The following is a 12,483-nucleotide window of genomic DNA, read 5'->3' as shown; positions in this document are numbered from 1 at the left end:
CATTTAGATTGGAGAAATTTTAATATGGAAGAAATTGTAATTGTAGCGGCCAAAAGAACCGCTATTGGAGCATTTCTTGGTAGTTTTGCTGACATACCAGCAACAGAATTAGGCGCAATGCTCATTAAAAATATGCTAAAAGAATCGAATATTCCTGCTAACGAAATCGATCAAGTCATTATGGGACAAGTTTTAACCGCTGGTTGTGGACAAAATCCAGCAAGACAAACAGCGATCAAAGCAGGTTTACCCGAAAAAGTAACGGGATTAACGGTGAATAAAGTCTGTGGTTCGGGTTTGGTGGCTATCAATTTAGCTGTTCAAGCAATTAGAAATGGCGATGCGCAAATGATCATCGCAGGAGGACAAGAAAGCATGTCAACCGCAGCGCATGCTGTTAAAGGAATTCGTAAAGGTAACCGTTTAGGGAATTCGGCATTAATTGACACACTCGTTCATGACGGACTAACCGATGCCTTTCATCAGTATCACATGGGAGTAACAGCTGAAAATGTTGCCGAAAGTCATCATATTACTCGTGAAGAACAAGATATTTTTGCACTGTCCTCACATCAGAAAGCCTTAAATGCAATAAAAAATAATTGTTTTGTCAATGAAATCATTCCAATAACTTTAGCCACGAAAAAAGGTGAAGTCGTGATTGATAAAGATGAAGGACCGAGAGAAACAACGCTGGAGAAATTATCAACATTAAAACCTGTCTTCAAAAAGGAGGGAGTTGTCACTGCCGGTAATGCATCATCCCTTAATGATGGTGCAGCAGCGGTAATAGTATGCAGTAAACAAAAAGCAATATCTTTAGGATTAACACCTATGGTCACGATATCTGCTTTTGCCAATACTGGTATCAATCCTTCTGTTATGGGGCTGGGTCCGATTAGTGCCATCGAAGCTTGTTTGAAGAAAACAGGTATGTCTATTGATGATGTCGATCTGTTTGAATGTAATGAAGCATTTGCTTCGCAATCTTTAGCTGTCCAAAAAGTATTAGCGTTAGCTAACGATAAACTTAATGTTAACGGTGGTGCAATTGCATTAGGACATCCGATTGGTGCATCAGGTTGTCGTGTCTTGGTTACACTTATACATCAACTAATATCACAGAAACTCAATGTCGGTATTGCTGCATTATGTGTCGGTGGAGGTGAAGGGGTGGCAATGAGTATTCATCGAAATTAAAGAGGAATTAGATTATGGAATCAAGCATGAAATCAATACAGAAACAAGAACAATCAACTACAAGTATTCTTGTTTCTGCCGTACTTATTGTGCTTTTGGTCGGTTCAGTTTATATAAGCCAACTCATTTTTCAGGAAATTTCAAAAAGTTTTAACATTGATATTTTAGATGCAAGAAGTATATTTAGCTTATCTTGTTTTTTCTACGCTATTTCCTTTTTTATTTATGGTCCATTATCAGATAAAGTATCAACAAGATTTTTAGTGGTATTTGGGAGTATTGGGACCATTATTTGTCTTGGTTTATCTGGTATCGTCGAATCATTCAGTCTCTATTTAATCATTATGTCATTAATCGGTTTTTTTGCAGCATCAGTTCCGGCTGCATTATTTGCCTATACGGCTAAGAATACACCTAATGAAAAGTTGCCTCAAGCAATGGGAGTGATGATTTCCGCCTCTATTGTCGGTATTATTTTTAGTCGTAGTGTAGTAGCCATGATGACTGATTATTGGTCTTGGCAAATTGCCTTCTTTATTTATGCATTGTTAATTGTTTTTGCTTGTCTTTTTATTCCAATGGGTATAAAAAACACGAACAACAATACTTCCAACATGAGTATCGCAAGTACTTATCTCACCGCGGCTAAGTTACTGCTAAATAAAACGGTACTTATTTTTCTGTTTGTTGGTTTTCTTCTGTTTTTTGTTTACCTTGGATTATCATCATTATTAACCTTCTATTTAAAAAGCTCGCCTTTTTATCTTTCATCAACGGTATTAGGATGGTTAAACTTTGCAGGAATCAGCGCCGTCATTGGTACTATCATCACAGGCAAATTATCTCAATTTATGACTAAAGGTAGATTATTAATTATTTGCCTTGTATTTGTCAGCATATCAGTTATCACTATCGGATTTAGTACCAATTTATTTTTTATCGCCATAGGTATTTTTTGTTTATTTCTTTTTGTGTTTGGACTGCAACCTATAGTCATTTCAATACTTAATCAAATTGTACCGATTAATTCAAGAGGCGCTATTTCTTCTTTATATCTTTTATCTTGTTTGGCTGGAGGAAGTATTGGTACTTACGTATTAGGTATTTTCTATGAGAACTTTAATTGGAATGGGGTAATGATTACCAGTATTAGTCTGACGATCATCAATATAGCGATAGCGCTATTCGGTCTCAAATTAACAAAATAATAGGAAAAAATAAAATGGAAACTATCATGGTAACGGGTGGAACTGGGTCAATTGGCAAAGGGATTGCAAAAGTTCTTCTAGAAAATCATTATAAGGTTATCCTTGTCGGAAGAAATTCAGATAAATTATCCGCTACGCATCAAGAATTAGAGTTGTTAACAAGCAATAAGCATATTCTTACTCAGATCATCGATATTACTCAAGAAGATCAAGTTGCCGAAAAATTATCGTCTATTTGGGCAAACACGCCAATTGACGGATTAGTCAATGCTGCAGGTCTAGGGGAACCGATTGATTATTTTTTATCCACCAAAAATGATTGGGACGAATCTCTTCAAAGTAAACTTTGGGGCTCAATTAATATGACCAAACAGATCACAAAATTAATGGCAACCAATAAGCGTGAAGGAAAAGTTGTCATTATTAATGGAACATTTTGTTACGATCCAAACCCCGATTTCATTATAAATAGTACCGTCAATGCAGCCCTATCAGGCTTTACAAAAGCTGCTTCAAAGTATTTAGGAAAGCATGGAATTCGCATCAACGTCATTAATCCTTGGATTACCGAATCTGAATCTTGGTACAAAACCTCAACCAGACTCGCACAATCTTTCTCAACAACTGCGGAATCATTAAATGATAATTTCAGAAAAATGAATCCATTAAACAAATTTACTGATGTCAATGATATAGGCAATGCCATTGTATTTTTATTCAGTAAAAAAGCTGGTTATATCAACGGTGCTTCAATCAATCTTGATGGTGGAGCATCAATCGGTTATTAAAACAATTTTAAGGAGAATACCTATTATGAAAAAATTTTTGCTATCTACCCTCATTTTTATCTTTTCCACTTTTTATGGAGCGATGAGTATGGCCGAATTAAAAACTGTTTCTAAGTCATTTAATGCTCCAACTGGGATTGCCTTTGACAGTTCTGGGGCGATGTATGTGACCAATTGGTCTGGTAATTCAGTGGTTAAAATAGATACTAAAGGCAACAAACAAACCGTTTATTCGAATATTTCCTCACCCGCTGGAATTGTCATAGATAAACAAGATAATATCTATGTATCTTCTTATAGTGATGATTATATTTTAAAAATTACCGCAAATGGAGAAGCTCAAAAAATTTCTGACGGTTATCATACTCCGACAGGCATTGCATTTTCAAATTCTGGAAATTTGCTTATTACCAATCGTTCGACGGGTGAAATCGTATCACTCAATTTGAACAGTGGTCAGAAAGAAATTATCGTACGAGGATTATCTACTCCAGTCGGCGTCACACAACTTCCTGATAATAGTTTAGTGGTTTCTCAATATAGCGGTCGTTTAACAATGATTGACCCGAATGGCAATAAAACTGAGTTAGGTAGTGGATTTACTCGACCAGGTGTTGGTATTGTCACTGTTTCGCCTAGTGTGGTTGCGGTAATTGATAATGGAGCCAATATGGTACGTCAGATTGATGTAAAAACTAAAAAATTAGATACATTAGTTTCATCGTTATCAGGTGCTGTAGCATTAGCTTTATACAATAATCATTATTATATAGGAACATGGGGAGATGGAGCGGTATATAGGTTTAATAATGATTAATTATGACGGACAAATTGGAGAACTTTTAAATGCATAAATTACCACAAAGAACGTTAGGCTCAGATATTAGTGTCAGTGCAATAGGTTATGGAGCTATGGGACTGAGTGAGTTCTATGGCCCTACTGATGATCAGCACTCAATTAGGTTGCTACATTCCGTTGTGGATAGTGGCATAACCTTGATTGATACAGCTGATATGTATGGTCGTGGGCAAAACGAATTACTCATTGGAACATTGCTAAAAGAATTAACTTCATCACAACGAGAACAATTATGTATTGCAACTAAATGTGGAATAGATAGAAACAATACTATTGGCTATGAAAGAAAAATAAATAATGCTCCTCAATACATAAAATCATGCTGTGAAGCATCTTTAAAACGATTAGGTATTGAACAAATCGACCTCTTTTATATTCATCGAATCAATCCCGAAAACCCCATTGAGGAAACAATGGAGACGATGGCAACATTAGTAAAAGAGGGAAAAATTAAGCATGTTGGTCTTTGTGAAGTACCTAAAGATTTATTAATCCGCGCACATTCAGTCTTTCCAGTCGATGTTGTTCAAACTGAATATTCACTTTGGACTCGGGATATTGAAGATAATCTATTACCGCTATTAAAAGAGTTAAATATTGGACTGGTTCCCTATTCTCCGCTTGGGCGTGGTTTTTTGACAGGAAAATATCAGTCAGGAAAAGATTTTGCAGACGGTGATTTTCGTAAAACTAACCCAAGATTTTTAGATGCGAACATAGAGCACAACAAACTCCTATTAAATGCACTAAAACCGATGACAATTAAATATGATTGTACAAGTGGTCAAATTGCTTTAGCGTGGTTGCTTGCGCAATGGGAAGGTGTTGTTCCTATTCCTGGTACAAAACAAGAAAAATATTTGTTCGAAAATGTTAATGCCTGTTTTGTTACGCTTGAAAAAGAAGATCTTACCATTCTCAATGATTTAAAAAATCGTATTGATATTAAAGGAGACCGCTATACACCAGAAGGTATGAAAGGTATCTTTTAAAAATACTCTGACTGAGCATTGAACAATGAGAGCCTAATGTTGCTTTATTGAAACAATCAATCAGCAATATAGGTAACAGGTGATACACAATTATTGCTTAAATATTATTTTTATACCGCATAGAGATAATAAAAATCATTAAAAAATAATCAGTTTGGAATATCCATAAACGCTATTTTATTTTGTTCATTATTAAAATTTTGATATTAGATATTAAATAAAAAAAAGCCCGAATAATTAGGGCTTTTTATGTGATTTATTATAACGATTAAGTTCGTTTTCTATTTTTTCTTGCCTTTGTATTCATCATAATACTCTTGAGCCAGTTTACGCATCGATAAACCAATTGCCGCATATTGATACTCATTTAAGTTAGCTAATGAGGCACGAGCTGAAGGATGTTGTACAGCAAACCCTTTACCCGGTAATAGCACCACACCCGCTTCATCAGCAATTCTAAATAGCAATTCAGAAGGATTTTTATTTTTAAGAATCCATTTGGCAAACTTATCATCATAAAGTTCACGACAAATGTGTTCAAGGTCGATTAGCGTATAATAATCAACACTGTTTCCATCTGTTTTATGTTTCAGACCCACATGCTGATATAGCGAAGCCGCACGACGACGTATTAATGTTTTCAACGTTGTTTTATAGCTCTCATCCGTGTCCATCATTTCACAAAGTGCAAATAATACCATTTGCACTTGTTGAGGTGTTGAAAGTCCTGCTGTATGGTTTAATGCAACTGCACGACTGTCAGCAACTAAACGATCAATAAATTTGAGATTTTCAGGATCGGTAACAATTGAGCTATAACGTTTATTTAAAACTTGTTTTGCTTTACTTGGCAATGATCGAATTGTTTTATCAATGACATTATCTTGTGCGGTTGCAATTACCCCTAAACGCCAACCGGTTGCCCCAAAATATTTAGAGAATGAGTAAACTAAAATGGTATTTTTAGGGCAAATAGCAAACAAAGATTGGAAATCATCGGCAAATGTACCGTACACATCATCCGTTAAAATAATGAGATCAGGACGTTTTTTAACAATATCAGCTATAATTTTTAAGCTTTTATCATCAATTTTTACGGATGGTGGATTGGAAGGGTTAACAAGGAAGAAAGCTTTAATAGCAGGATCTTCTAATTTGCGTAATTCAGATTCAGGATACTGCCAATTTAAATTAGGATCCGAATTAATTAATACTTCAACTAATTGATAATCATTTAAGGCTGGAATTTCAAGATAAGGGGTAAAAATTGGTGCACCAATTGCAATTTTATCGCCATTATGAATCAAACCATTTTCTTTCATCGAATTGAAAACATAAGCCATGGCGGCTGTACCACCTTCGGTTGCAAAAAGGTCGATATCATCGATATTTAGATAGCTTGCCCCCATTTGTCTTAACACATAGGATTTGACGACTTTTTCGCTGAACCGTAGCATTCGATCAGGAACAGGATAGTTACAACCTAAAATTCCTTCTACCATTTCTTGTAAAAATGCATTTTCATCAAGACCAAGTTGATCACGAATATACGAAAATGCTTTACCTAAGAATGGAACACCAGGGGTATTGTAATTTTGACGAATAAAATGCTCAAAGCGCCCTGTTAATCCATCTTTAATTGGAAAACCACCTACCCCTTCATTGAGATAAGAATAAGACATTTCGGATTCTTGAATCGCAAAAACACCAAGCTGGAAAAAAGCTTGACGCGGCCAAGTTGCTAAAAAATTAGGATTACCACGTCCTGCATTTAACATAGCATGATCAGGATGGCTTTGGGCAAGTTTAATTAAGTTATCTTTTAATTCAAAAGGACTTAAATTAGCATATTTTGCATAATCTGATTTGTTCTTCATAATCTTTTACCTTTAATTTGAGTTTTTGCTTAAACAAAAGCCACAACCAATGGACCTAATAAAGTTAGGAATACATTCGCCAGTGCGTAGGTAATAGCAAAAGAATTAGTCGGTGTTGAATTGCCTGCTTTATTTAGCACTTCACCAAAGGCTGGATTAGCACTTCGTGAACCCGCTAAAGCACCGGCAAATACGGCAGAGTTTTTATAACCAAGTACATATTTACCAAAATAAATCGCCAGTAACATCGGTAACAGAGTGACCACAACTCCGATTAAAAACAGTGATAAACCTTGTTCTTTAATGGTATCGATTGCTTGAAGACCAGAACTTAAACCCACGACAGCGACAAAGCCTGCTAAACCAAAATCTTTTAAAAGTTGCAAAGCGCCAGTTGGAATATTGCCTACGGTTTGATGGAAAGATCGATACCAACCAAATAAGAGACCAGAAAGTAATGCACCACCACCTGCGCCTAGGGTAATTGGAATATCGCTAACACGAATTACAATTAATCCAATAATCAGCCCAACGACAAGACCTAAACCATGAAATATCCAATCTGTTTTTTCGCTTTTGGTAATCGGTGCACCAATTCGATCTATAACACGTCGAAGATCACTATCCGCCCCATAAATGGTTATCACATCACCTAGTTTTAAAACAATATCATTGTTTAATGGAAGGCTTTGACCATCGCGATGAATCGCAACTAAATAGATACCATGTTTTAAACTGATTACTTCGTCAGATGAAAGTACTTGTGTTAAATTCTCACCAACATAACGAGAATTACGCATTTCAACATCTTGAGTATTCATCACCACATCCATTCCTGATGCAGAATTAATTTCTGTACCCAAAAGATCATTCGCTTGAATCATGGCATCACGGTGACCAACAACTAAAATAATATCTTTAGCTTTAATCACTGTTTCAGGTGTTGCCTCAAGAATTTTATTGCCTCGTTTTATTCGTTCAATGCTAATGCCATTTACCGTTTTTTCAATATCAGAAACACTTTGATTGATCTTATTTGTCACCCGATACAAACGACCACTAATATCAGATAAAGCAAAATTTTGATTAGCACCTAATAACATCGAGCCATGAAGTTGTTCAGCCTGCGCCTTAATTGCATCATCGCTGATATCTCTACCCATGATTTTAGGTAAAATATTAACACAAACAATAATGGCACCAAGGGAACCAAAGATATAAGTTACAGCATAGCCAATGGTAACATTACCTTGTAAACGACTTAGCTCTTCTGCGCTTAAACCAAGCTGAGTTAACGCATCAGAAGCAGTACCCATAATAGCAGATTGTGTCAATCCCCCTGCGGCAAGACCGGCTGCCAACCCTTTATCTAAATCGAATATTTTTGCTAAAACAACGACAGTCACAAAACCTGCAACCGCAATGAAAAGTGCTAAAAAGATTTCTCGTAATGTTTTAATACCTAAAGATCGGAAAAACTGGGGGCCACTTTCAAACCCAACAGCATAAATAAATAGTGCGAAAAGTACCGCTTTAACGCCAGCATCAACAGTTACACCAAATACACTCAGTGCTACAGCGACAAGCAATGAACCGGCTACGCCACCCAGCTGAAATTTACCGATACGAATCCCACCAATTAAATAACCTAAACTCAATGAGAGAAATAATAATATTTCTGGTGAGTGTTTGAGTCCATCTAAAATCCAATTTGAAAGCCATTGAAACATAATCATTGTCCTCAAGTGCTAAAATGATGAATTAAGAATATATGAAAAGATATAAAAAGGAATTTGAAGAATATTCACTAATTTTTATGAATACATTAATATATTAAACTGCTATTTAAAGAATAGAAAGTTAATTTTAACAATTGATATCATCGTTAGAAAAATGGTAAAAAATTTTTTTTGTTCCTTTTTGAAAATAAGGAATTTTTACTGTAATAACTTATTTAAACTAATTCGAGAATACTTTAGAAGACTAGTGCGTTATCATTAAAAAATGATAACGCACTAAAATAGGTAATTATTAAGTTCACAATAAAGTGAGCTTAATTTTTATCAATTTTGGACAAATTTATGTTGAGATTAAATTCCATTCCAAATTGATTTTATTTACTGGACTTTGAAGATATTTTGGCGAATTCTATAATCTAGATCATTGACCCAACGATTATAGTTACGATGAACTTCACCCTTCTTATTAATTAAATTTGGGCTGACTGATTTATATTGAATTTTATAGCCTTCTGAAGAGAAATTGATATTCATGGTAGCTTCATATTTTAGATTTAATAGCGATGCACGAATATTGTTGTTATCAATTAAATCTAGTTTCCAAATACCATATCGAGTATCACGTTTTTTATTCACCGCTAAAATAGCATTTTTAACCTGCTCTTTACTCAAACCTTGCGATGATGACTCAACTGTTCTTGGTGCCTCATACTTATTGGCACAACCAAATAATAGACAGATAAAAAAAGTGGCTATTATCAACTTAAAAAACTTCATTAGTTTACTCCTTGAATAAAAGTGATTAATTTTTGATTTAACGTTTTTTACAAATTAACAACGTATGTCCATAACCTAAGCCATCAATATCTTTTTCAACATGAAACCCTGCTTCATTTAAACATTGATAAAATATTTTAGAATGGTAAAAACGACTATTGCCATTTGCTAAACAGGTGAAATATAAAGACGAGGCATTCAGACTTAATGCACCGGCCTCAAATGTCTGCCTATCCCAAAACAAATCCATAATGCAAACCGTTGCATCATCTTTCATACTGCGATGAATTAGTGTTAAAATGCGAGTAATTTGTTCACGACTAAAACAGTCAAGAAACTGACTCATCCACCAAACATCAGCTTGATTGGGTAAAATCTCATCTTTCAATAAATCAACTTCTAAGCCCTCAATCCGATCAGATAAACCAGCTTGTTGAATATTTTGCTTGGCAACATGAATTTGCTGCGGTAAATCCAAAAGCGTTATTCTAATATTCGGATTTTGTTTAGCACAAAAAAGTGCCCATTTACCTGTATTGCCTCCCACATCATAAATATGCTTTGGATTTAATTGTTCAATATGTGAAAAAGCGGCAGGAAAGGAATGATCAGAATAGAAATGGTCAAATTCAAACCAGCTTTTTTTGGGTTTTTCAGGTAACACTTGTAAGGCAGGATATATGGTTGACCAATCACCAAAAACTTTTAAACCTTCTGGTTTTCCCGATTCAAGAGCAGATTGAAGATAGCGCATGCTTTCATAACAAATATCTTGAGTAAAATTAAGATTAACTTTCGTCATTTTGTCATGCAATAAATAATGACCAATTTTTGCCAAAAAATAACGGGAATGCTGTTGATAAATGACATGCATACTTAAACCAATATCGAGTAATAATTGAATTGCATATTCAGATAAATCAATCTCTTTAATGATTTCATCAACCGTTATTCCGTCAGTACTTGCTCGGTCTATACTTGCTAATATTCCTTTATCTCTCATACAAAGGACAGCTTGAAATAAAATAGGCGAAAATGCGATTTTTTGTGCTTCCGTTATCGCCTCTAACGCAGAGTATTTATCTTCGTTATATCCATATCTAATGTTTTCTTGTCCAGTCAATCTATTGCCTTTTTGTTGATTTAATGTATTGTATTAGTAAATTATCCGTTAAAGGATATTTTTTTGTAATAATATTACAAAATAGTGTTAAGTAAAGAATTAAATAATTAAAATGCTAAAAAATTGAAATAAAAATGAATTTTTCTTTTACCATTGAAAATTGGTTTGCTTTATCTTCTGGTCTCTCAACAAAATCTGACTGGGAATTATGGTCAACATCTTTTAATCATAATTGGGATATGCCCTTACCAAAAACGAAAAAAATACCGATGATGCAAGCCCGTCGAATGAGTATGGGCTCTCGATTAGCTGTGGATGTTGGACTTGAACTGATTGACAATCATCATTTGGATTTAGCGATTTTCACCAGCCAACATGGTGAATTGGAAAGAACCCATAAAATCCTAACTTCGATGAATCAAAATCATGATATTTCACCGACCGATTTCGCACTTTCTGTGCATAATACGGCATCGGGATTAGTCACTATCATCAGTAATAGAAGTATACCTATTAGCTCAATTTCTGCACACAATGACAGCTTTCAACAGGGGTTAATTGAAGCATTTTCAATCTTACATCATGGTAACAAAAAGGTCTTGCTTGTCGATTTTGATGGTTTTGTTCCAGAAACCTATCAAAAACAGATTAATTATCATGTTCCTGCTTATGCCGTTGGCTATATATTAACAAGCGGTGATCAATTAAGTTGTCAAAGCATCGATAAATCATCACAGGTCTACCAACCTATTTATCCTCAATCAATCGCTTTTTTACACGCTTATTTGTGTAAACAAAAACATTTTATTATTCAAGGAAATTCTCAAGATTGGCAATGGACATTAAATCAGTAACCTCAAAAAAAATCTATACTTTAAATCAATGTTGGCGATTATTCGCAATAGCATTTGGTTTCCTATTGTTTGGCGTTTTTGGTTTTGTTGTCTTATCAATTTTTTGGTTTAGTTTATTAAGACTAGCTATTTGGAATAAAAACGACCGAATAACAGTTGCTCAGTATAGTATAAGTATTTGCTTTAAAATTTTTATCGGCATTATAAAATCATTAGGGATTATTCAATATCAATTTGATGGACTAGAAAAACTGAAACAAGATAAAAATTGTCTAATTGTGGCTAACCACCCTTCTTTGCTTGATGTGGTACTGTTAGTTTCTGTTATGCCACGTTGCGATTGTTTAGTCAAAGGCGCATTATTAAATAACGTTTTTATTAGTCGTATTATCAAAACAGCCGGATATATATTAAATGCGGAATCGGAAAAGATATTACCACAATGCCAACAAATATTATCCAATAATGGGCGAATACTCATATTCCCAGAAGGAACTCGAACCGTTCCAGATCAACCGATGAAATTACAACGAGGTGCAGCAAATATTGCATTACGTTGCCATGCCGATATTCGGCTTATTCATATCCAGTGCGATCCTCCTTTTTTGATAAAACAACAAAAATGGTATGACATCCCTATCAAAAAAACATCATTCAACGTTACGGTTGGTGAAAAAATTTCGATTGATGATTTTGTCGAGCCAAATACAACCGTCGCAGCAAGAAAATTAACACGATATTTAACCTCTGTCCTGATTAAGGCTGAGAATAGTTAAGTTATAGCAAAGATAAAGGTACTTTAATGGAACAACTACACAATGAAATTAAAACGTTAATAATTAATGTATTAAATTTAGAAGACATCACTCCTGAGGATATAGATACTGAAGCCCCCCTATTTGGTGAAGGCTTAGGCTTAGACTCTATTGATGCGTTAGAACTGGGTTTAGCAATCAAAAACCAATTTGGTATTGTATTATCCGCTGAAAGTGATGATACCAAAAAAATGTTTTATTCTGTTAAAACATTAGCTGATTTTATCGTGTCTCAACAACAAGGAGCCTAA

General features: G+C 34.7%; 12 protein-coding genes. 8 read left to right on the top strand and 4 right to left on the bottom strand.

What is annotated here, in order from left to right; translation table 11 throughout:
* Positions 1-24 precede the first annotated feature (24 nt).
* Genes J3U35_RS01745 through J3U35_RS01725 form a run of 5 tightly spaced genes read left to right on the top strand, consistent with a single transcriptional unit; the run spans position 25 to position 5,047 of the window.
* On the top strand, positions 25-1,200 hold the full coding sequence (locus J3U35_RS01745) for an acetyl-CoA C-acetyltransferase (protein WP_267359140.1): 1,176 nt from the start codon (positions 25-27) through the stop codon (positions 1,198-1,200).
* Between the two features lie 26 nt (positions 1,201-1,226).
* Complete coding sequence (locus J3U35_RS01740) at positions 1,227-2,408, top strand: MFS transporter (RefSeq protein WP_267359138.1); 1,182 nt, start codon at positions 1,227-1,229, stop codon at positions 2,406-2,408.
* Between the two features lie 14 nt (positions 2,409-2,422).
* Positions 2,423-3,196, top strand: a complete 774-nt coding sequence (locus J3U35_RS01735; RefSeq protein ID WP_267359136.1) for an SDR family NAD(P)-dependent oxidoreductase — start codon at positions 2,423-2,425, stop codon at positions 3,194-3,196.
* A gap of 25 nt (positions 3,197-3,221) precedes the next feature.
* Positions 3,222-4,013: a hypothetical protein gene (locus J3U35_RS01730; protein ID WP_267351619.1), complete on the top strand. Its 792-nt coding sequence runs from the start codon at positions 3,222-3,224 to the stop codon at positions 4,011-4,013.
* A 29-nt stretch (positions 4,014-4,042) separates the two neighbouring features.
* Positions 4,043-5,047, top strand: a complete 1,005-nt coding sequence (locus J3U35_RS01725) for an aldo/keto reductase (RefSeq protein ID WP_267351620.1) — start codon at positions 4,043-4,045, stop codon at positions 5,045-5,047.
* A gap of 281 nt (positions 5,048-5,328) precedes the next feature.
* On the opposite strand, the gene J3U35_RS01720 is transcribed toward J3U35_RS01725, so the two are convergent.
* The 4 genes from J3U35_RS01720 to J3U35_RS01705 all read right to left on the bottom strand — a co-directional run bounded on the left by J3U35_RS01720 (position 5,329) and on the right by J3U35_RS01705 (position 10,545).
* The gene (locus J3U35_RS01720; RefSeq protein WP_220216647.1) at positions 5,329-6,924 is read right to left on the bottom strand and encodes a bifunctional aspartate transaminase/aspartate 4-decarboxylase; all 1,596 of its coding nucleotides are present in this window, start codon (positions 6,922-6,924) and stop codon (positions 5,329-5,331) included.
* A 29-nt stretch (positions 6,925-6,953) separates the two neighbouring features.
* On the bottom strand, positions 6,954-8,654 hold the full coding sequence (gene aspT / locus J3U35_RS01715; protein WP_267359133.1) for an aspartate-alanine antiporter: 1,701 nt from the start codon (positions 8,652-8,654) through the stop codon (positions 6,954-6,956).
* A gap of 387 nt (positions 8,655-9,041) precedes the next feature.
* On the bottom strand, positions 9,042-9,440 hold the full coding sequence (locus tag J3U35_RS01710; RefSeq protein WP_267351626.1) for a hypothetical protein: 399 nt from the start codon (positions 9,438-9,440) through the stop codon (positions 9,042-9,044).
* 37 nt (positions 9,441-9,477) lie between these two features.
* Complete coding sequence (locus tag J3U35_RS01705; RefSeq protein ID WP_416380668.1) at positions 9,478-10,545, bottom strand: class I SAM-dependent methyltransferase; 1,068 nt, start codon at positions 10,543-10,545, stop codon at positions 9,478-9,480.
* A gap of 152 nt (positions 10,546-10,697) precedes the next feature.
* Between J3U35_RS01705 and J3U35_RS01700 the strand changes: the two genes are divergently transcribed.
* Genes J3U35_RS01700 through J3U35_RS01690 form a run of 3 tightly spaced genes read left to right on the top strand, consistent with a single transcriptional unit; the run spans position 10,698 to position 12,483 of the window.
* Positions 10,698-11,417, top strand: a complete 720-nt coding sequence (locus tag J3U35_RS01700; RefSeq protein ID WP_267351630.1) for a beta-ketoacyl synthase chain length factor — start codon at positions 10,698-10,700, stop codon at positions 11,415-11,417.
* Positions 11,399-12,193, top strand: coding sequence for a lysophospholipid acyltransferase family protein (locus tag J3U35_RS01695; protein ID WP_267351631.1), 795 nt, complete (start codon positions 11,399-11,401; stop codon positions 12,191-12,193). Before J3U35_RS01700 ends, J3U35_RS01695 begins: the two co-directional genes overlap by 19 nt.
* A 26-nt stretch (positions 12,194-12,219) precedes the next feature.
* The gene (locus tag J3U35_RS01690; protein WP_065559113.1) at positions 12,220-12,483 is read left to right on the top strand and encodes a phosphopantetheine-binding protein; all 264 of its coding nucleotides are present in this window, start codon (positions 12,220-12,222) and stop codon (positions 12,481-12,483) included.

Origin of the sequence: Gilliamella sp. B2717, assembly GCF_026536675.1 — a bacterium.
GTDB lineage: Bacteria > Pseudomonadota > Gammaproteobacteria > Enterobacterales > Orbaceae > Gilliamella > Gilliamella apicola_I.
This window is presented reverse-complemented; position numbering and strand designations above follow the sequence as displayed.

What these genes read in the sequence shown, in the direction of transcription:
- J3U35_RS01745 (WP_267359140.1), top strand. Translation starts at nt 25, where the DNA reads ATGGAAGAAATTGTAATTGTAGCGGCCAAAAGAACCGCTATTGGAGCA.
- J3U35_RS01740 (WP_267359138.1), top strand. Translation starts at nt 1,227, where the DNA reads ATGAAATCAATACAGAAACAAGAACAATCAACTACAAGTATTCTTGTT.
- J3U35_RS01735 (WP_267359136.1), top strand. Translation starts at nt 2,423, where the DNA reads ATGGAAACTATCATGGTAACGGGTGGAACTGGGTCAATTGGCAAAGGG.
- J3U35_RS01730 (WP_267351619.1), top strand. Translation starts at nt 3,222, where the DNA reads ATGAAAAAATTTTTGCTATCTACCCTCATTTTTATCTTTTCCACTTTT.
- J3U35_RS01725 (WP_267351620.1), top strand. Translation starts at nt 4,043, where the DNA reads ATGCATAAATTACCACAAAGAACGTTAGGCTCAGATATTAGTGTCAGT.
- J3U35_RS01720 (WP_220216647.1), bottom strand. Translation starts at nt 6,924, where the DNA reads ATGAAGAACAAATCAGATTATGCAAAATATGCTAATTTAAGTCCTTTT.
- aspT (WP_267359133.1), bottom strand. Translation starts at nt 8,654, where the DNA reads ATGTTTCAATGGCTTTCAAATTGGATTTTAGATGGACTCAAACACTCA.
- J3U35_RS01710 (WP_267351626.1), bottom strand. Translation starts at nt 9,440, where the DNA reads ATGAAGTTTTTTAAGTTGATAATAGCCACTTTTTTTATCTGTCTATTA.
- J3U35_RS01700 (WP_267351630.1), top strand. Translation starts at nt 10,698, where the DNA reads ATGAATTTTTCTTTTACCATTGAAAATTGGTTTGCTTTATCTTCTGGT.
- J3U35_RS01695 (WP_267351631.1), top strand. Translation starts at nt 11,399, where the DNA reads ATGGACATTAAATCAGTAACCTCAAAAAAAATCTATACTTTAAATCAA.
- J3U35_RS01690 (WP_065559113.1), top strand. Translation starts at nt 12,220, where the DNA reads ATGGAACAACTACACAATGAAATTAAAACGTTAATAATTAATGTATTA.